The following is a 20,879-nucleotide window of genomic DNA, read 5'->3' on the forward strand; positions in this document are numbered from 1 at the left end:
TGACATTTCATATAGCAAGACATACTTTTGCTACTACTGTTACATTGTCTAATGGAGTACCGATTGAAAGCGTGAGCAAAATGCTGGGGCATAAAAATATTAAAACTACACAACAATATGCTAAGATTTTGGATGAAAAATTGAGTAAAGACATGTTAACTCTAAAAGGTAAACTTGGAGAACAAAAATAGACGTTATTTCTTGCTCAATTATCTTGGTAAAACAGTCATTAATTGAAAACGAAAGTCTAAAATAATTCCTGTCAAGGGACCAAGACAAGCGTATCTTCAAACACTTTGATAGACGATTTGGTTCGTTGAGCCAAATTAAAAAGGAACTGGTTAATCAAAGATTTATTTGTTATATTCTACAATTTAATTTTTAAATATTCAGAATAGTAAAAATTGAAATAATTTGATATTAGTTTACTTTTATTGTCTTTTCTTAAGATTGAATTAAAAAAATATAGAATGTTTAATTAATGTATTAAGTAAGTTTTATAAGAATTTACCTTGATAAGTTAAATAAAATAGTTAACAAATAATAATGTCCGAATTTTGGAGGCTTCAGCAAGATAAGAATTCAGATTTGGTTACATTAATGCAGAACAATTAAAAAGAAAATATTTCCCTTGAGCAATATGCTTTTCTGGCCAACTGCAGTTTATCAACGTTTAAAAGAAAATTGTGCAGACCTTCAAAACCAATCCCGGAAAATGGATTATGCAGCGCCGCCTGGAATAGTCTTACGAATTATTAAAAAACACAGAAAAGAACGTTACGGAAATAGCGTATGAAGTAGGTTTTGAAACTCCAGTTCATTTTATCCATCATTTAAACAGAAATATAGAAACACACCAAAACAGCTGCGGCAGCAACTTTAGCACAAAATCATTCTAAACTTTTCACCATAGTTTTTGAACTTTTTAAGAAATCAATTCATTCATAACAAACCGGACTTTGATGCGAACAGATTTTTTGGAATCGAAGATTAGGAGACAAGGTCTAATTTTTTGTTAGACAAATTGAAATTCACATCTCTTAATTTGAAGAAAATTTGATGAACTGCTAATTTCTACAAATATAGAATTATGTAATTTCACTATCAATGTGATTGAAATAGTAAGGAAATCATCGTAGTAATTTTCCTGTTACGAATATACTTTGTTAGAATGGTTTATTGAAAAAATAAATCTATAGTAATTGATAAACCTTCCGTAAGTTGTTGGATTCCAATCGAGGACGGTGATGCAACTATTAATATGGGTTATGATAAACTAAAACCCGTTCTAATTGATTATCAGATTGAAACTCATTTAGGAAGTGTCCCGGATACTACATTCGATAAGATATTAATATAGTTTTCACTCAGTGAGAGCGGTTCCTATTTAAATTATTATTTTGATAAAATTTCTTTCTCTATTTGTTTTAACTAATATTTGTAATTTTTAATGAAAAATTAACAGTAATTAAAAAAAAGATTAAAATTAAATCTGCTATCTTTGTATAAACTCATTTCTGAATAGGAGTTTTTAAATTTTCTTTAAATAATGGTATTCAGGTCGTCCGTATTCATATACATTCTTACACTTTTTACACTTGTTAATTCGAAATGGACCAAAATGTCTATTGCGAATATTTTGACGACTGAATATTCTGTTCAGAAAGGTTTTAATGCTTATTCGAAATCCTTTAAAAGCGTAAAAGCGCTTCCCATTTGCAGTAAGAATTTTTCTAAATTTTTAAGCTCCTTTGATACTGATGGGGATTGTGAAAGTTTCAAAAACCAACGTTTTGAAATCTGCGAGGTTTTTTACGGTATTTCTTCTAAGCCCATTTATTCTTTCTTTACATCCTATTTGCATTTACTGCAACTTTTCTGAAAATTACTAAATGTTATTGTTTAATCAGGTTTAGTAATAAAGAATTTTTCAATGAAAACAAAAAATCTAATATGGTGCAGTCTTGCATTGATATGCACTTGGTCGTGTAGTAAAAAACATCAGAATAAAAATAAAAGCAGTAAAGAAGTGCCTGTTTATGTCGTAAAGCAGAAAGATACTTTAGTAACGAATCAGTTTGTGACCGATATCCAGGCTAAAAGAAATGTTGAAATACGTTCACGACTGGGTGGTATCATTCAGAAGATCTATGTCAACGAAGGTCAGTTTGTAAAAAAGGGTCAGGCATTGTTTAAGATCAGTGATGCTGAGCTTCAGGTTGAATTGCTGAAGGCAACTGCAAGCCTAAAACAAACTCTGGCCGATGTTCGTATTGCGGAAGTAGAGCTGAAGCAGGTCCAGAGTTTGCACAACAAAAAATTTGTAGCCGATAATGAATTGGAGCTGGCCAAAGCTAAGCTATCATCTGCAAGGGCAAAGTATGCAATTGCCGATGCTGAAAGAAAAGCTGTGCTTCAAAAAATCAATTTTTCAACCATTAAAGCACCCTTCGACGGTGTTTTGGATATCATCCCGCATAAAGACGGAAGTCTCGTGACCAACGGAGCATTGCTCACCACCCTATCGCAGCTCGATGAAGTGTATGCTTATTTTTCGATTCCAGAAAATCAGTATTTTGAATTGTTGGCTCATGACAAATTGGGAAAACACCAGAAAATTGAATTGACATTGCCTAATGGTGCAGCTTATAAGTTTAGCGGTACTTTGAAGTCCGCTGAAAGTGAGATAGACAGGGCAACGGGTTCCATTCGCTATAAAGTTCTGTTTCCAAATCCTAATCATCTGATCAAACACGGGGCGTCCGGAAAACTTTCTATTTCGGAAGTTCAGAATAATGCCATGATGATCCCTCAGAAAGCAACATTTTCCATTCAGGATAAAACTTACATTTTTAAGGTGGATAAGAACAACAAAGTGAAGATGACCAACATCGAGGTCGGACCGGCTCTAAAAGATTCATACCTCGTGGAAAGTGGCCTCAAAAAAGGAGATTTGATTATTTACGAAGGCACACAATCGCTGAAAGACGGAGATCAGATCATAATTAAAAACAGACTTTAATTCTTAAATAATCAATAATGGTAGAAATGTTTATAAAGCGAAAGGTTCTTTCGTTAGTGATTTCCATTGTCTTTGTTTTGGTAGGAATTATGGCCTTAATGAAGATGCCGATCACCCAATTTCCAGATATCGTTCCGCCTTCGGTAACGGTGACGGCTAAGTATACCGGAGCAAATGCAGAAGTTTCTGCAGATGCAGTCGCACTGCCTTTGGAACGTGCCATCAATGGGGTTCCGGGAATGACCTATATGTCAACCGTGACTTCCAATGACGGTTTGACGTTGATCCAGGTGTTCTTCGAGGTCGGAACGGATCCTGATCTGGCGGCCGTCAATGTTCAGAACAGGGTTACTACAATCCTGGACGAATTACCCGAAGAAGTGATCAGGGCTGGAGTCACTACTGAAAAAGAGGTGAACAGTATGTTGATGTATCTTAACATCACCAGTACAGACCCCAGTCAGGATGAGCAGTTTATTTACAATTTTACAGACATCAATGTTCTCCAGGAACTGAAACGTCTGGATGGAGTAGGCCGTGCCGAAATTATGGGGCAGAAAGAATATTCGATGCGGGTCTGGCTTGACCCTCAGAAAATGGCAGCGTACAATATTTCGGCGGATGAAGTGGTGAATTCCCTTCAGAAGCAGAATATTTCCGCAGCTCCCGGAAAAGTTGGGGAATCATCCGGAAAAAAAGCTGGTCAGCTACAATATGTAGTAAAATATAAAGGTAAATTTTTTGAGCCTAAACAGTACGAAGAAATCCCGGTGAGGGCCGATGAAGAAGGAACGATTTTAAAGCTGAAAGATATTGCCAAAGTGGAATTTGGAGCAATGACTTATGGAATGGTTTCAAAGACCGACGGGAGGCCTTCAGCATCGATTATGTTAAAACAGAGACCTGGTTCAAATGCTTCTGAAGTCATCCAGAATGTAAAGGATAAAATGGCCGAACTGAAAGTCAATTCTTTTCCTCCGGGAATGGATTACAATATGGCGTATGATGTTTCGAGATTCCTCGACGCTTCTATCAGTGCGGTATTGTATACTTTATTGGAAGCCTTTATTCTGGTAGCTATTGTCGTATTTCTTTTCCTTCAGGATTGGCGTTCTACATTGATTCCTGTTTTGGCAGTTCCTGTGGCATTGGTAGGAACATTTGCATTTATGGATATGCTTGATTTCTCCGTCAATCTATTGACACTTTTTGCGTTGGTTTTAGCTATAGGTATTGTCGTTGATAATGCAATTGTCGTTGTTGAGGCAGTCCATGTTAAAATGGAAGAAGGTTTTCCGCCTTACCAGGCTACGGTTATTGCAACCAAAGAAATTGCAGGGGCGGTCGTGGCGATCACCTTGGTCATGTCGGCAGTGTTTGTTCCGGTGGCATTTCTGGATGGTCCGGTCGGCGTTTTCTATAGACAGTTCTCCTTAACGCTGGCGATAAGCATCGTGATCTCGGGGATCAATGCCTTGACACTGACTCCGGCTTTATGTGCTTTGATTTTAAAACCTCATAATCACGATAAAAAGAAAAGTTTTATTGATAAATTCTTCAATAAATTCAATATTTTACTGGAAAAAGTAACCAACGGATATGTGAACATCTTGTCAAAATTTGCTACAAGAACGATGGTCACTTTCGGACTCCTGTTCTTATTTGTTTTCCTGATCGGATTGACTTCTAAATTCCTGCCTTCAGGCTTTATCCCGATGGAAGACCAGGGAATGGCCTACGTGAGCGTTACAACTCCTCAAGGTGCGACTGTTGAACGAACGGAAAAAGTCCTGGATGAAATTACGGCGATTGCCAAAAAAATCGATGGGGTAGAAAACGTAACGACCTTAGCGGGATATAATGTAGTGACGGAAATAGCAGGCTCGTCATATGGTATGGCGATGATCAATCTCAGAGACTGGAAAGAAAGAAACAAGTCTGTTGAGGATTTTACTAAGGAACTTATTGAAAAAACAAAGGGAATCTCCGATGCAGAAATCGAAGTCTTTGCACCGCCTACCGTTCCGGGATTCGGTAATACGAGTGGTTTTGAACTTCGTCTGCTTGACAGAACAGGCGGAACCATTGAAAATATGGATAATATCACCAAAGATTTTGTCAAAAAACTGAATGAAGCACCCGAACTGAAAAACAGCTTCACAAGTTTTGATGCCACTTTCCCGCAGTACATGATCAATATCGATTATGACATGGCGGCAAAAAAAAGGAATCTCTGTGGATAATGCTATGTCCACTTTGCAGACGATGTTAGGCTCTTATTATGCCACCAATTTCATTAGATTCAGACAGATGTATAAAGTGATGGTCCAGGCAAGTCCTGAATACCGTGAAACTCCTGAAAGCATCCTGAATTTATACTTAAAAAATGACAAAGGCGAAATGGTTCCTTTTTCAACCTTCCTAACAATTGAAAGAGTTTATGGACCGGAAGTTTTAACACGATATAACATGTATATGTCCGCGATGATCAACGGTGAACCTTCCGAAGGATACAGTTCAGGAGATGCCATTGCAGCGGTTGAAAAAGTAGCTGAACAAAGCCTACCGAAAGGTTTTGAAATCGAGTGGTCGGGAATGACACGGGAAGAGATCTTATCGGGTAACCAGACCATTTATATCTTTATTGTCTGTCTGGTTTTTGTGTATCTTTTATTGGCTGCTCAATATGAAAGTTTCGTTTTACCAATGCCGGTTTTATTGAGTTTACCAACCGGAATTTTCGGTTCTTACATAGCGTTACTGGTCTGCGGATTGGATAACAATATTTACGCTCAGGTTGCCTTGGTCATGCTGATCGGGCTACTGGCTAAAAATGCCATACTGATTGTAGAATTTGCTGTCGCCAGTCATAAAGAAGGCAATGCTATTATCCCTGCAGCAATTGAGGGCGCAAAACAGCGTCTTCGTCCAATCCTGATGACATCCTTTGCATTTATTGCAGGTTTGATTCCGCTGTGTGTCGCTTCCGGAGCGGGGGCCATCGGAAACCGTTCGATCGGAACGGCGGCAGCCGGGGGAATGCTGATCGGAACCGTTTTCGGACTGGTAATCATTCCGGGATTATACATTTTTTTCGCAACCCTTGAAAACAGAAAGAAGAATGAAATCAAATAAATTAAAACTTGTAGTTTGGAGTGTAACAGCATTAGCGCTAAAATCTTGTGCAGTCCCAAAAGTAACCGCCATAAGAGAATTAAAAGAAACCCCGGAATTACAAAACTCGGAAACTATCGTGAACAGCGGAGATTTTACAGGAATTGATTTAAATACTTACTTCACAGACCGGAATCTTCTGAAACTTTTTGAACAGGTAAAACAGGCCAATCCGGATTTTAAAATTGCTCAGCAACGTGTGGAAATGGCGAACAGTTTTCTGAAACGTTCGAGGACAGACCTGCTTCCGTCTTTAGATGTCGGAGCGACTATATCTGGTGACCGTTATGGAAAATATACAATGGAAGGCGTGGGGAACTATGATACCAACCTTTCTTCAAACATCACCGAACAGCAGAAGATCAATACTGATTTTACACCGAATTACTGGATGGGCGCAAGAAGCAGCTGGGAAATCGATGCCTGGGGAAAGTTGAAAAACAAAAAGCTTTCTGCACAGAATAAATTTCTGGCTTCGGAAGAGGGTTTGAAACTGATCCAGATTGATCTGTTTACAGATATCGCCAATCTCTATTATGATCTGATCGCGCTGGACAAACGTTTGAAAATCTATCAGGACAATTATAATTTGCAGAAAAGGGCTTTTGAGATCATTAAGGCTCAGCGTGAAGTTGGGAAAGTCACCGAGCTTGCCGTTCAGCAGTTTAAGGCTCAGAACAACAACTGGCTGGCGGAAATCGAACACATAAAAGTCGAAATTGTAACGGTAAAACAAGCTATTGCAACTTTGACAGGTGTCTACGGCGGTGAAATTGAAAGAGGTTCGAAACTTCTGTCAACTAATTTTGAGATTTTGAATAAGAACATCAATGTGGATGCAATCATTCATTCGAGGCCGGATGTTGTTTCTAATTACTATACATTGCAGGCTTCACATGCTGATGCAAAAGCGGCAAGAGCCGCATTTTATCCCAGGATTGATCTGGGTGCGACCTTCGGATTAAATTCTTTTTCAGCGGAAACATTTTTTAAACCGGCTTCTTTGGCAGGCCAGCTTTTAGGTGGATTGATGGTTCCTGTTTTCAATAAAGGACAATTGAAATATGAATTCAATATTGCCAATAGTGAGCAGGAAATCGCTTTTTTAAATTATCAGAAAAGTGTAACCATGGCCTTTAACGAACTTCAGTCTATTTTGAAACAAACCAAAATATTTCATAGCGTTCTGGATTTAAAAGAAGAGGAAGTGCGATTTCTTGATAAAGGAATTGAAGTTTCCAATGATTTGTACATTACGGGCTACGCCAATTATTTTGAATTAATCAATGCTCAAAGAAGCAAGCTTCAGGCAGAACTGGATCTGCTTAGATTCCAGCATGAGAATACAAGGAATAATGTATTGCTGTTCAAAGCTTTAGGAGGAAGGCTGCAATAAGTTATATGATTTATCAAGAGAGGATCCGGTAGCAAAAACGTTAATGATAAGTAATCACTTTTTATCTGTTGACTTAAAGGTTTCAGATTAAGTGTGGACGAACCGATTAATTTTTTTTTTTGTACATTACCTATCATCTAAATGACTAACAGGGCATGGTTCGCTGTTTTGAAACAGATCATTGTCCATTTAAATTATATATGATTATGAAAATAGGTCTTATAGGTTTTGGAAAAGCCGGGAAAGCCGTAGCTAATGTAATTCTTAGCAGTAAGGATTTTTCATTAGAGTGGGTGTTAAAAAACAAAAGTGAACCAGGACTGTCAACAGCCAAAGAAGCTTTGAATATAGAAGTTGATGACGAAAGTATTATTTATTCGAGATCAGAGATGGAGATGGATCGATTTTTTGGGATGCATCCTGTTGATATCATTGTAGATTTTTCAGATGCTGAAAGTATTTTTCAGTACGGAAGCTCAGCCGCGCGTCACGGAGTCAAGATCATCTCTGCCATCTCGCATTATCACGACGATCAGATTACCTTTTTAAAACAACTTGCTAAAACTACAACGGTATTCTGGTCTCCCAATATCACTTTAGGTGTCAATTACCTTCTTTTCGCCGCCTCGCTGTTGAAAAATATTGCCCCGGGTGTCGATATCGAATTGATCGAAGAACACTTTAAGGCCAAATCCGGCGTATCAGGCACAGCTGTGAGAATTGCCGAAACATTAGACCTGGAGACCGAATCGATCAATTCGGTCCGTGCAGGAGGTATTGTTGGAAAACACGAGGTCATCTTCGGATTTCCTTACCAGACCGTGAGACTTGTTCACGAATCCATATCCCGTGAAGCATTTGGAAGCGGAGCATTGTTTGTAGCGGAGAATATAAAAGACAAAAAAGAAGGCTTTTACAATTTTGAAGATATACTTCGCCCTTATTTTTTCGGTCAGGCCAGCTCATTATCCTAATGATGCATCAGCGTAATCTCTCGATCATTCTGTTCATCTCATCAATTTCCCTTTGTTGCGATCGGATGATGCTGTCAGCTAATTTTCTGTCCTCAGGATCTTTGATGTCTACATTTCAATTTAATGTTCAACGGGCATGTCCCATTAATAAATGATATTGAACTTGATATAGAAGATATGATCTTACATAATCTAAATGGTGTAATTAATGCAAAAACACAGCAAAATATTGATAATGTATAAATTTCATTTTCAAAAATTAGATCACAAAAAAGAATACTTAACTATTTTATCAGCTAACAATTGGGATTTACTAAAATATAGGAATAATAGGACTTGTCATTAATTGGTTGTAAAGCTTCCAACTAAATAAGGCATTCATCGCTATAATCGTACTGTATAGCTAGGAAAGGGCTGAAGTTCATCTGTTTTTTATAATTCTGTAATCATTTGGATTAATATATATTCTTTTAAATTGTGAATTTGTAATACTTTAATTTCTGAAGGTTCTTCGCCTTTCATTTTTAATACTTCTATTACCTTGCAATGAATATAGGTAAAGGCTTATTCTTGCCATATTTTCAAATTGAGAGGAAGCAGATAACCAATATTTTTTATCAATTTCTTGAATAGCCGTTTCAAAATCATAATATCTAGGATTTACAAGGATGAAATTTAATTTGTAAAGTTGAAATTCTAAATAATCCTCATCATACTTGCTATATGACATGCTTCAAGCGCGCTTTTTACTCGAAGTTTCTCCATAATGTTCTGCCTGTGGCGATCAACTGTGTTCTTGCTGATAAAAAGTTTTTGAGAAATTTCTTTGCTGGCTCTGCCGACTGCTATTTCTTTTAAAATTTGTATCTCTCTTTTTGTAAGGATTTTTCTTGTATTGAAATTATGATCAGAAAGAATTTGACCGTTACTTAATTAATGATTACAGGCATAGAAGGATGATTTACACCACTGCTAAAACTGTACTGATATAAAATTAGTTGGATGCTGTCAGTAGAGGATGCGAAGAATATTTTCAGTTCAATAGGAATATATTTTTGGTCTTTATTTAAACTCTAATATCAATAATTTTATGGAAGTCCAGTCTCTCTTTTGAACTTTTATCATTTAGAAAATGGAATAATTTTAGCTCAAAGAGATGTCTTGTTCTATGGTCTTCAGGATGGATAAGCGGTAGAATACTGTCGGTTCCAACTGAACTTTGAATAGAACTTGATTTTTCTTTAGCAATACCAAAATATAAGGACAATCCTCCGTGATACACATATTTTTCTTTTGATTTTAAATTGGTAAGAACTGTCGTGGAGTTTTGCAGGACTGAAAATATAAATGCGACATGCCTATACTTTTCCAATGACATTTTAGGATCAAGTTCGCCTTTAAACGTCTGGTCAAAAAGGATATCTGAGACCTGATCATCAGTCGCTGAAAAAATGGTCATTTTTTACTATTTTTTAGGTTGTAAGCCCTGTTTGTCTTTGTCAAAATTACTAAATCTATGGTAATTTATCCCGTATCGTTAATAAATGTAATAAATAAAAATATGAAGCAAAAAATATAAACTTTTGTTTAACCAATAATTTCTGGATATTTTTAATTCCGTTATTGTCCATCTTCAGTGTCATGACTTTTTTTATCATTCCAAATCTGCAACAACAAATAGGCGGTAGAGAGTTTTTTGGATATGAGATTTAGCGGATACGGCTTAAATGATGTTAATAGTCTAATTGAACAGTTGGGTGAGTCAGGACGATCTATTTACCTTTATCTCGAGCTTTTCGGAGATTTGCCTTTTATCTTATTTTATGTCATCACATTTACAATTTTCATTGTTAGGCTGCTTGAAAAAAATAAGATTAAATCTCAGATTTTATTCTTAATGGCTTTTCTACCGCTCTTGACGGGAATTTTTGATTGTCTTGAAGATGTTGTGGTTATAAAGATGCTACTAACTTATCCTATCATCGGTTTAAAAACTATTATTTTTGTTCATCTATCACAACCCTAAAGGGTTACTTCCTTACTTTTACCATTTTTTCTCTATCGTTGAATCTTATTATTTTCCTACTCCGGAAAATAAAAAGGTAAGCTAACATCTTTTGCCTTAAGGAATATCATTTAACGTGGATTAAAGCAAAGTCTGCCCAAGATAAAATTAAAATTAGAAACCGTTAACATTAAGTGGGTATTCCTTCTTAGCTTCTACTGATCTTTTCAAATCTATTGAATATGTAACAAATTTTCTATCCGGTGCGGTATATTCTAAGACATTCCCTGTAACCGGCTCAATTATCCAACCGGTGCCACCCCATTCGAATTCATCATTTTTCCCTGATCTGTTTGAACTTAAACAATATGTTCCAGATATAATTGCGGATGCTTTTCCACAAGTTAGCCATTGTTCAACAGAGGATTTTCCTGTCGCCCTGGGGCATAATAATATATCTGCATTTTGTTTTCCATAGCGACGGGCGTATTCTGTGAACCAAAGCTCAGTACACATGAGCACGCCAATTTTCAATTCATCAAGCTGAACTGTCTCAAAGGAAATATTATCTTCTCTGTCGAACCAGCTTTCTTCCCAAAAATGATCTTCTTCAGGAAAAAGCGATTTGGTATGAATTCTTCGATGTCCTTTTCCTCTTTGAAATACAAATGCCGTATTATAAAATTTTGTATCAACAATTTCTGGGGCAGAATAAACAATATACTTTGCTTCAAGCTTTTCTACTTCTTTTATCCAAAGTTGATGTTGTTCTACACTTTTTTGCTGTATATCTTGTGAAACCTCCTTGTTAATTGCAAACCAGGAATAAAAAGGCATTTCAGGTAAGAGTAATAAATCTGTCTTATTATGAACAAGATGGTCTTGAAGTGTTCGCCAATCTTTTAAAAATTCTTTTCTATCATTACTGAGTTCACATACTGTAACTTTCATGATTACTTTTTTATTTATGTAAAATAGGTTATTTAAAGTAAGAGGACAAAGTTTACTTAAAATTCTTGTCCTCTTACAGTGCAGTGTCATTAATTATGCTGAAATTCCACCATCGATTTTAAAGCTGCTGCCTGTAATATATCCTGCTTCATCACCAGCCAGGAAATTAACTAGAGACGCTACTTCCTCTGGAAGTGCAAAACGCTTTAACGGAATAGAATCCATGAGATACTGACGTATATTTTCATCGGCATTAATCAGCATATCTGTTTCAGTAGCTCCCGGCTCTACACTGTTCACTGTAATTTTTCTGGGAGCAAGATCCCAAGCTAAACCTCTGGTATAGGCAGAAACAGCGGCTTTTGTGGCGATGTAATCCGACATACCAGGACTACCGATCCTGATTCCACCAACGGAAGCAATGTTGATAATTCTCCCTCCGTCAGGCATATATTTCTGTGCTGTTCTAACGGCTTCAGCAACTGAACGAATATTTACATCGATCTGCTTATTATATGCTTCTGCTCTTTCGTTTGCTGTTTCAATGGGGCCATTTACAGCTACTGCAGCATTATTTACTAAAATATTGATCTCACCAAATACTTCAGCAGCAGCATCGATTGCATTTTCTACCGCACCTTGAATTGCTCCATTAGCTTTTATGGCTAATGCTTTTCCTCCGGCCTCAACAATATCATATACGATTTGCTGGGCGCTGCTTTCTGAGTTTAAATAAGTGAAGGCAACCATTGCGCCTTCTTTTGCAAGGCGTTCTACAATTGCTTTTCCCATTCCGCGAGTTCCTCCAGTAACGAAGGCTGCTTTTCCTTTTAATTTTGACATTTTATTTAAATTTTATTTTAAGTTCGTTAATATCAGTTTATAGATAATCTAATGCTTGTAACATTGAACCTGTAGAATTTCTAAGACTTTCATTAAAGCTTTATTGTTACGGATAGACGATAATTTTACCTGCAGTGTGATTTTTTTCAAGTTCTGTATGAGCCTGTGCTATTTCTTCAAGTTTAAACTTCTTGGAAACATGTGATTTTACTAAACCTTCTTTCATTAATCCTGCAATGGCGGTCATATCTTTCCCGTTTGAAACAACAGCATTATAGTACGCATGCACATCTAATTCTTTAGCACGCTTTTCCCATTTGCTTCCCTCAATGTGAGACCATAGGCTTAATAATGTACCTCCCTTTTTCACTATACTAAGGGTTTTTTGGATATGCTCATCCCGCAACCCTTCAATAACATAGTCTACTGGTTCGGTTACCTCTAGGAAGTCAGTCTTTTGATAATCGATAAATTCATCTGCTCCGAGATTCATCACCAAATCCTTTTTTGATCCGGAAGCTACAGCAATAACATAAGCACCAAAATATTTGGCAAACTGCACTGCAAAATGTCCCACACCTCCACCTGCTGCGGTTATAAGTACACGATCGCCTATTTTTATAGGATTTTTAATGAGCGGTTGCCAGGTAGTTAATGCTGCCATACCTGCAGCAGCAGCTTCATCATGGGAGATATTATCAGGTTTTATTGTAATATCAGCTATATTAGCAGCTACATATTCTGCATAAGCTTTAGCGTGTCCGGCTGTTGTAAAAGTTGGAAAATTGAGTAGACCAAACACCTCATCACCAACAGTAAATGTATTGACATTGTTTCCTACAGTTTCAATGACACCCGAAATATCCCAACCCAATATTTTGGGGGTTTCATTGTTAAATATGTAGTCTAATGCAGGGTTTTGCCGTGCATAGATATCTGTGGGATTAATGCTTATTGCATGTACTTTAATGAGCACCTCATCTTCATTGGGTGTCGGAATAGGAAGCTCTACCATAGTTAATTGGTCAATATCTCCCTGATTTTTTAGTATGACTGCTTTCATTTGAATAATTATATAATGTTGTTGAGGCTGTGAATAAATTGATAAAATTTTGATCTTTATCTCAATTTCTTATGCAAAGTTATAAGCAATTAGGTATAACTTTGTAACCAGTATCATGGCTGATACTCGGGACTAAAAAATAAAAGCCTCTTGAATGACGGCAAATTTGTAATGATAACCGAATATAAAGGATAAGGATATGAAACAATGTGCAAAAACTACAATCGATGCTCAGGATATTAAAGCATTGCAGGATACAATTTATGTGGTCGGAGGTAAGTGGAAACTGCCTATAATTTACTCAATATGTAATGGTAATAAGCGTTTCAGTGATATCGAAAATAGTATTCCCACAATTACCAAACGAATGTTATCACTAAATTTAAAGGAGCTGGAAGCCAATAAACTGATCACGCGTAAAGTTGACATAGATTTCCCATCAATTATAGAATATGAGTTTACAGAGTATGCAAAGGAATATGGAGCTTTAATTACCGATATGATCGAGTGGGGAAAGAAGCATAAAAGACTGATAACCGATAAAAGTTAGATTCAAATAATAATTTTTAAAGTGTAAATATGAAAGAAGTAGCCTTTCAGATTACTTCTTTCATATTTACAGTCGGTTGATCATTCTAATCAACCCCGTACAGTATTCAACAGATCGTGCGGATACCCCAAACTAATAGAGCTTAAGGCATCTAAATGTGCTAATTCTTCAGCTGTCAAATTGATTTCAGCAGCTCTAATGCTTTGCTCAAACTGATTGATATTTCGTGCTCCAAGCAAGGGAAATGCATTATTGGATAAAGTCCATGCAAACGCAATCTGGCCAGGCGTAGCTTCATATTTTTCTGCAATTGCTACCAGTCCATCAATGATCAGTTTGGTTTTTTCGTCTTCCGAATATTCAGCATCAGTAGAATGACTGATGCGCCCTGCTTCTCCCTTTCTGTATTTTGCGGTAAGCAGTCCGCCCGCCAAAGGCGAGTACATCATCACACCAAGACCAAATTCTTTTGCCATCGGGATCAGTTCACGGTCTGCTGTACGCTGCAATAAATTATACTCAACTTGCAATGCAGAAAGTTTTATTGATGATGCAATGGATGATGCCTTCCATGCTGGAAAATTCGTAAGTCCAGCATACAGTATTTTTCCATCGCGAATCAGATCCTGTAGCCCAATGGCTATTTCTTCAAAGGGAGTTACCGCGTCATCATAATGAGGCATATAAATATCAATATAATCTGTCTTCAGCCTTTTCAGACTCTGTTCTACAGCCTGCCGCATAGACTTGCGGTTATTGCCAAAATTACTGATGGCCGGGCTGGGGTCACTGCTTCTGGTGTATTTTGAGCAGATAATAAAATTGCTCCGCTGACCTTGCGTAAAATTACCCACGATTTCTTCCGCCTCTCCAAATTGGTAAACATCCGAAATATCGATAAAATTACCACCGGCCTCTGTGTAAGCTTTTAGAATCTTTTCTGATTCCTGCTGGTCTGCACCATAGCCTTTTCTTGTTCCAAAGTTGGCAGCTCCCAGTATTATTTCACTGGCATAAAGCCCAGTTTTTGATCCAAATAACTTGTATTTCATATTTTTACATTTACTTTGCAGCAAAGTTAGTTGTAGAAAGCAGCTATGTCAATTACGGATAAATTTATCTATACCAATTTTTAGCTACAAAATAAATAAGCGATGTACGAAAAAAAGCTTCCGGTCAATTTGGATTGCGGTTTACATCTGTTCTTGCAGGTGGTTCAGGGAAAATGGAAAATAAATTTACTATGGGCGATACATTCAGGAATTAAACGTCCTGGTAAACTCCAGCGGAAAATACCTAATGCCTCCCGGCGTGTACTTGACGCGCAGTTGAACCAATTGATGGAACATGGCTTAATCAAGAAAGTCGTTTACGATGAGCTTCCCCTGAAAGTAGAGTATGAACTTACCGAGTTGGGCGAAAGCCTGATACCTGTTATCAGGTTAACTGCACAATGGGGTGAGGATCACAGAAATGAATTACAACACCTTTTAAAACTCTGATCATTATCTATTTAATGCGATACTTGCTAATGTTGTAAATTACTATATACATGCGTGCAATATATTATTTGTAGCGTAGATTGCAGTATAATCCTTTTTCATTCTGAAAAAATTCTAAAGAAAATTCTGTCTAAAGAAGAAGCTTGCATTGACGAATTGTTTTCCATTCTTCTTAGCATGCCTAAAATTATTTTTAATAAAATTTATCATCAGTTCTCAAAATTACTTTTATAATTAATTATTACTGACTAAACAATCATATTTCATTGTAAATTACTCTACAGATGTTACAGACCATCAATACCATTATTAAATGACAATAGTAAAAAGTGATCTGAAAACTATATACATCAAATTCGTCCGTTAAAAAATGAAGTTCATCAGAAAATTAAATTATTTATAATCGATTTCACATGAAAATTTTATTTTTGAGAAATGATTCAGTTTCGAAAAATAAATTTAAGAAATTTGCTCATTTTTTTTCTTTTCCACATTGATTTATGCTTTGTGTCAAATGCTTTTTAGCATTATTCTAATGAAGGAAGATCTATGGAATAATTTTCATATTCAACTTTCCGCCCATTACATTGTAATTTTTACAATGTGCTTAGTTGACTACGGATTTTTACTATTTTTAAATAAATACTTACCCTATTCAAAAAACATATTGAGTCGCATTTTGGCAGAGTTGACAGGATTAACTTTAATATGCTTTGTGCTATTAGCAGTATTTAATTACCTTATTTACGATGTATTTTTAATTCCCAGGGAAGGTTTACCATCTTTTTCTGTAAAATTCGCATTTGCAATGGCAGCAAATGTACCCATTTTATTAGTTTTTGAACTTATTTATTACTTCCAGTCCGAGCAAAGGGCAATAGCTGATTCTGAAACAGCCAAACGTAAGGCACTTTTATTTCAGCATGAAACATTACGAGCTCAGATAAATCCACATTTCTTATTTAACTCATTGAATGTATTGTCTTCTTTAATATACATAAATCCTGATAATGCCAATAAGTTTACAAAAGCGCTGTCCAAGACCTATAGATATGTACTTTCTTTAAATAACCATCCATTAATCTCTATTGAAGAAGAACTCAATGCTCTTGATTCATATATTTTTTTGATGAAAATGAGATTTGAAAACGCTTTTACTTTTACTGTACACAAAAATCCCAAATACGAAAAGAGCAGGATTATTCCGCTTACACTACAGTTACTGATAGAAAATGTATTTAAGCATAATATTGCAACAGAAACAATGCTGCTACATATAAATATCACAATAAACAGAAAATGTATTATCGTAGCAAACAATATTCAGCCTGCGAATGATATAGAAAAAGGAGGAATCGGACTGAAATACCTTACAGAACAATACAAGCTGTACAGTAAAGAGGTTGTTGTTGAGCAAACAAAGCAAATATTTATTGTGAAAATTCCATATGTAAAATGAAATATCTGATTGTAGAAGATGAACGTTTCGCATACGAGGAACTAAAACGTATGATGACGAAATTACGGCCCGGTTATGTTTTTGACAAGCATACCAAAACAGTGCTTGATACAATTGAGTTTTTAAAAAACTATAAAGTAGGTCTGATTCTTATGGATATCCGTCTTGCTGATGGTAACTGCTTTGAAATATTTAATCATGTAGAAGTTTCAACTCCTGTAATATTTACGACCGCTTATGATGAACATGCTATCAAAGCATTTAAACTCAACAGCATTGATTATCTTTTAAAGCCTTTTGATGAGAAAGAATTAGATGCGGCACTCAGCAAATTTGAAAATATTTTTCATAATCTTTCTTATAAAACTGATTCTAAAAATTTTGAACAATTGTTTTCTCTCAAAACCAAAAATAGATTTCTGATATCAAAAGGAGAAAATTATCATTACATAGAGACTGTTGATATCGCACATTTTTATAGTGAGGGAGGAGTTGTTTTTTTACATACTTTTCAAAATAAGCGTTATATTATTAATTATACCTTAGACCAATTAGAGCAACAGTTGGATAACCGCCTATTTTTTCGAGTATCCCGTAACTGTATTGGTAATGTAAAAGCCATAGAAGATGTTACCCGATATTTCAACAGCCGACTGAAACTTTTCTTTTTACCTGAATGCCCACACGACGTTCTGGTCAGTCGTGTACGAGTTCCTGATTTTCTAAAATGGATGGACGGTATTATTGACTAATGAGATAACATTCTGTCTTTCAAAATTAATTTGATTCTTTACATTCTAAATTTCGCAGTTCATATTCTGAACCTTGTCATTTGCTGCTTTCTGTTCCAAATCATTGATTGTTATTTTGTACAAAATACTATCAATAAAATAGACAATCACATGAAATCAATTTCGTTATTTTTAGCAGTATCAACTATATTACTAAGTCCGGAAATAAAGGCTCAGGAAGTGTCGCTTAAAGCAGAATATATAGGGAATTCAGGCTACTATTATCTTCCACCAGGTGAAAAACCGAAAGAAAAAATTGGAGACGGAAAAGGATCTGCAATGATTTACCAAGCATCTTTAGCCCTTCCGTTATCGGTCAAACTGAATGAAAACAATTGACCGACCGCATGGGGCGTCGGCTTTTACGGGTCTTACGTTTCATTGAATAACAAAGATTTTAAAGAAAACATGCTGTCTGAAATCATGAACTTGCAGGTAGGTATTTATCATTTGCGTCCCTTAAATGATAAATGGTCCATGAGAGCAAGTATAGGAATGGGTGTATTTACGCCATCTGCGGATTTCTCCAAAATCAGCTTTAAAAATGTACTTGCAAGCGGGGGAATAATTTTTATCCGACATATAAATTCTAAACTTGATATTGGTGGAGGTGTAGCCTTAAACAGTTCATTAGGGTATCCGATGGTATTTCCCGCTGTGTATGCGAAATGGAAACTCGACGGAAAATTTGATGTTAACGTTGAACTTGTTGAAGGTCTGGAAATATCAGCAGGATATAATTTTAATGATAGGTTAAAGCTTTCGTATGCATTTGAAATGAATGGACAGGTAGCATTACTTGAAATGGATGGAAAAAATATGATATTCTCTCATCAATACATTGTTACAGGATTCCGTCCCGAAGTAAAATTAGGACAAAGCGGATTAACTATAACAGGAATGGCAGGACTAAATCTTTATCGCCCTGCTTCTTACAGCGACAGAACGTTGAAAGGAGTATTTGCATCTGACAATGATTATTATTTTAATGTTTCACCATACGCATCAGTCGGATTAAAGATCAAATTTTAATCAATGAAAATAAAACAGGTATTCCATGTTTTTTTATTCAGGAGCATTTATGCCTTTACTTATGCTATAAGCCTTCTGCCCATTAAACTGTTATATGCGATGAGTTCTTTCACTTTTATCATCGTTTATTATGTTGCGGGATATAGAAAAGAAGTTGTAATTCAGAATATTGCACGTTCCTTTCCAGATAAGCGGTATGGCGAAATTCAGGCAATTTCAAAGAAGTTTTATTCTTGTTTTACAGCATATTTTGCCGAAATTATAAAAGCTGTTTCTGCTCCCGCAGAAATAATTGATCAGAAAATTGCATTTGAAAATTTAGGACTGATAGACCAATACATAAACTCCGGAAAGAATGTGATTGCCTGTATGGGACATTGTGCAAATTGGGAGATGTTAAATTTTATGGCTTATAAAACGCAACATGAAATATATGCAGTATATAAACCGCTCAGATCAGAAACGATTGATAGATTAATGATTCGAATACGTTCCCGCTTTGGTATGAAACTAATAAAGGACAAATCGGTTGTACGTCATATTATATCAATGAAAAAATCTCCATCTGTTTATCTATTTCTAACAGATCAATGTCCTAGAATAAATGAAGAAAAATACAAATTCACGTTATTGAATCAGGAAACCTATATTTTTTCAGGTATGGAAAAACTGGCTCGAATAAGTAAGTCAGCTGTAATCTATCTTCATATTAGACAAAAGTCGAAAGGCTATTATCAAATAATTTGTATGCCTGTATGCCCACATGCTGAATCAGTAAATGAAGGTGAAATAACAAAAAAGTATATTAATTTACTTGCCGAAAATATCAAAGAGGAACCTTACGGTTGGTTATGGACGCATAAGCGATGGAAAAGATAAATGATGGAATATTTATTATTAATCATAGCAATAATATTAATTGTCTTTTTAATTACCTGTATAATCTTCGTATATAGCTTCCTCAAGTCAACTCATCAGGAAGATTAGAACAACTATCCATTAAGGAATTCATTTAAAATAAAATTAAAAAGAAGTATAAATCATGAAATATTTAGTAGTTAAAAGAACAAACAGAAGTAGGACTTCGTTATGATATAGCAGATTTCTTATGGAACATTGGAAATGAAGTATTTGTAAAAGGTCATTGTAATTTTTGATTTCAAAGATATTATGAAAGATTATGATTGTATAGTTCTCTTGGTGTACAATCTTTATTCATCAGATCTTTTTCTGATAAAATTCAGAAAAGATTCATAAAAGATTTTGAATTAGAAGGTTTTCAAAACACCAAACAAAATTTTTCAGTTTAAACAACTAGATAAACAGGAATTAATACGCTTTTTTAATTGGTCTAAAGTTCATCATTTATTTGAAAGATAGATATAGGGACTTTATATTTTAAGATACTGCTTCAACTCAAAAATGTATAGAAACAATAATTAAGCTGGCATTTGATCAGCTTCTGTCAGAGTTTGCTGTTAATGGAATTGATAATAAGCTTGTTGCTAAAATAATATTATTATACAACGATTCAGATGATTTTGTATTGTAAATTTTAGTTATTATGATCATAAATATAATAAATTGTTAGAAAGTTCAAGCAATTAAGAAAGAGATAACAATGCAGGAATTAATAACTTTTTACTGCAAAAGATACAGCTGAATGAGCGAGCAATTTAGGGATTTACTAGTTTTTATTCCAAAGAAATCAACTTCTTATACAACCTTTATTATATCTAAGTCTAGAAATAGATCTTATCAATATCCACAAACTAATTCCTGGTAATAATATTTAAATGTTTTGTAAGCTCCAAAATGAAAACTATCATTATAGTGAGGGTTTCAGACTTAGACATTTTCTAAGTCCTGTATCTGCTTTTCTTGCAATCCGTAATGTTTCGAGCTTTAGTTTTTATTAGCACGGCAAACTCTTCAAAAAAAATCAGGTTGTAATGGATGTCAAAGACTTTTCGTCATTTATCTACAATGTTTTGTCATTTATATTTCATAGGTTTTTCAGCTTATCATTGCTTTGTTCTCATAAATCATATGATATGAAGAACCTGGTAAGAGGCGAAAGGTAATATATTCTTTTTTGGGGTATATGAGCAGAAGCA

The 20,879-nt window shown here is 35.4% G+C and carries 16 protein-coding genes and 2 pseudogenes; 11 read left to right on the top strand and 7 right to left on the bottom strand.

Annotated elements, in window-relative coordinates:
- From ACJ5H0_RS00005 to ACJ5H0_RS00025, 5 genes and pseudogenes are all read left to right on the top strand, one after another.
- Nucleotides 1–191 (top strand): tyrosine-type recombinase/integrase (locus tag ACJ5H0_RS00005; RefSeq protein ID WP_411246624.1); only part of this gene is annotated, 191 nt, incomplete at its 5' end.
- Nucleotides 192–1,933: 1,742 nt separating this feature from the next.
- The gene (locus tag ACJ5H0_RS00010; RefSeq protein WP_411246625.1) at nucleotides 1,934–3,022 is read left to right on the top strand and encodes an efflux RND transporter periplasmic adaptor subunit; all 1,089 of its coding nucleotides are present in this window, start codon (nucleotides 1,934–1,936) and stop codon (nucleotides 3,020–3,022) included.
- 17 nt (nucleotides 3,023–3,039) lie between these two features.
- A pseudogene (locus ACJ5H0_RS00015) lies at nucleotides 3,040–6,157 on the top strand (efflux RND transporter permease subunit).
- A complete protein-coding gene (locus tag ACJ5H0_RS00020; RefSeq protein ID WP_411246626.1) occupies nucleotides 6,144–7,592 on the top strand; it encodes a TolC family protein in 1,449 nt (482 codons plus the stop codon). Before ACJ5H0_RS00015 ends, ACJ5H0_RS00020 begins: the two are co-directional and overlap by 14 nt.
- A gap of 206 nt (nucleotides 7,593–7,798) precedes the next feature.
- The gene (locus tag ACJ5H0_RS00025) at nucleotides 7,799–8,566 is read left to right on the top strand and encodes a 4-hydroxy-tetrahydrodipicolinate reductase (protein WP_411246627.1); all 768 of its coding nucleotides are present in this window, start codon (nucleotides 7,799–7,801) and stop codon (nucleotides 8,564–8,566) included.
- Between the two features lie 493 nt (nucleotides 8,567–9,059).
- Here the strand turns inward: ACJ5H0_RS00025 and ACJ5H0_RS00030 are convergent, their stop codons facing one another.
- The 6 genes from ACJ5H0_RS00030 to ACJ5H0_RS00055 form a co-directional block, all read right to left on the bottom strand.
- The gene (locus tag ACJ5H0_RS00030; RefSeq protein ID WP_411246628.1) at nucleotides 9,060–9,296 is read right to left on the bottom strand and encodes a hypothetical protein; all 237 of its coding nucleotides are present in this window, start codon (nucleotides 9,294–9,296) and stop codon (nucleotides 9,060–9,062) included.
- A complete protein-coding gene (locus ACJ5H0_RS00035; RefSeq protein WP_411248025.1) occupies nucleotides 9,263–9,484 on the bottom strand; it encodes a response regulator transcription factor in 222 nt (73 codons plus the stop codon). The genes ACJ5H0_RS00030 and ACJ5H0_RS00035 overlap by 34 nt, the downstream gene beginning before the upstream one ends.
- Nucleotides 9,485–9,632: 148 nt before the next feature.
- A complete protein-coding gene (locus tag ACJ5H0_RS00040; RefSeq protein ID WP_411246629.1) occupies nucleotides 9,633–10,025 on the bottom strand; it encodes a hypothetical protein in 393 nt (130 codons plus the stop codon).
- Between the two features lie 720 nt (nucleotides 10,026–10,745).
- Nucleotides 10,746–11,522 (bottom strand): carbon-nitrogen hydrolase family protein, encoded by a 777-nt coding sequence (locus tag ACJ5H0_RS00045; RefSeq protein WP_411246630.1) that lies wholly within the window; start codon nucleotides 11,520–11,522, stop codon nucleotides 10,746–10,748.
- A gap of 93 nt (nucleotides 11,523–11,615) precedes the next feature.
- Complete coding sequence (locus ACJ5H0_RS00050) at nucleotides 11,616–12,365, bottom strand: SDR family NAD(P)-dependent oxidoreductase (protein ID WP_411246631.1); 750 nt, start codon at nucleotides 12,363–12,365, stop codon at nucleotides 11,616–11,618.
- Between the two features lie 106 nt (nucleotides 12,366–12,471).
- Entirely contained in the window at nucleotides 12,472–13,428 is a 957-nt protein-coding gene (locus ACJ5H0_RS00055; RefSeq protein WP_411246632.1) for an NADP-dependent oxidoreductase, read from the bottom strand.
- Nucleotides 13,429–13,627: 199 nt separating this feature from the next.
- Here ACJ5H0_RS00055 and ACJ5H0_RS00060 point away from each other — a divergent pair, with 199 nt between their 5' ends.
- Nucleotides 13,628–13,978, top strand: coding sequence for a winged helix-turn-helix transcriptional regulator (locus tag ACJ5H0_RS00060; protein ID WP_411246633.1), 351 nt, complete (start codon nucleotides 13,628–13,630; stop codon nucleotides 13,976–13,978).
- A gap of 89 nt (nucleotides 13,979–14,067) precedes the next feature.
- Here the strand turns inward: ACJ5H0_RS00060 and ACJ5H0_RS00065 are convergent, their stop codons facing one another.
- Nucleotides 14,068–15,030, bottom strand: a complete 963-nt coding sequence (locus ACJ5H0_RS00065; RefSeq protein WP_411246634.1) for an aldo/keto reductase — start codon at nucleotides 15,028–15,030, stop codon at nucleotides 14,068–14,070.
- A 129-nt stretch (nucleotides 15,031–15,159) separates the two neighbouring features.
- Between ACJ5H0_RS00065 and ACJ5H0_RS00070 the strand changes: the two genes are divergently transcribed.
- The 5 genes and pseudogenes from ACJ5H0_RS00070 to ACJ5H0_RS00090 all read left to right on the top strand — a co-directional run bounded on the left by ACJ5H0_RS00070 (nucleotide 15,160) and on the right by ACJ5H0_RS00090 (nucleotide 19,641).
- Complete coding sequence (locus ACJ5H0_RS00070; RefSeq protein WP_411246635.1) at nucleotides 15,160–15,480, top strand: winged helix-turn-helix transcriptional regulator; 321 nt, start codon at nucleotides 15,160–15,162, stop codon at nucleotides 15,478–15,480.
- An 808-nt stretch (nucleotides 15,481–16,288) separates the two neighbouring features.
- Nucleotides 16,289–16,939, top strand: a complete 651-nt coding sequence (locus ACJ5H0_RS00075; protein WP_411246636.1) for a sensor histidine kinase — start codon at nucleotides 16,289–16,291, stop codon at nucleotides 16,937–16,939.
- A complete protein-coding gene (locus ACJ5H0_RS00080) occupies nucleotides 16,936–17,691 on the top strand; it encodes a LytR/AlgR family response regulator transcription factor (protein WP_411246637.1) in 756 nt (251 codons plus the stop codon). The genes ACJ5H0_RS00075 and ACJ5H0_RS00080 overlap by 4 nt, the downstream gene beginning before the upstream one ends.
- Before the next feature lie 150 nt (nucleotides 17,692–17,841).
- A pseudogene (locus ACJ5H0_RS00085) lies at nucleotides 17,842–18,762 on the top strand (DUF6268 family outer membrane beta-barrel protein).
- 3 nt (nucleotides 18,763–18,765) lie between these two features.
- Entirely contained in the window at nucleotides 18,766–19,641 is an 876-nt protein-coding gene (locus ACJ5H0_RS00090) for a lysophospholipid acyltransferase family protein (protein ID WP_411246638.1), read from the top strand.
- Nucleotides 19,642–20,879: the final 1,238 nt, after the last annotated feature.

This window comes from Chryseobacterium proteolyticum (assembly GCF_046591535.1).
Taxonomy (GTDB): domain Bacteria; phylum Bacteroidota; class Bacteroidia; order Flavobacteriales; family Weeksellaceae; genus Chryseobacterium; species Chryseobacterium proteolyticum.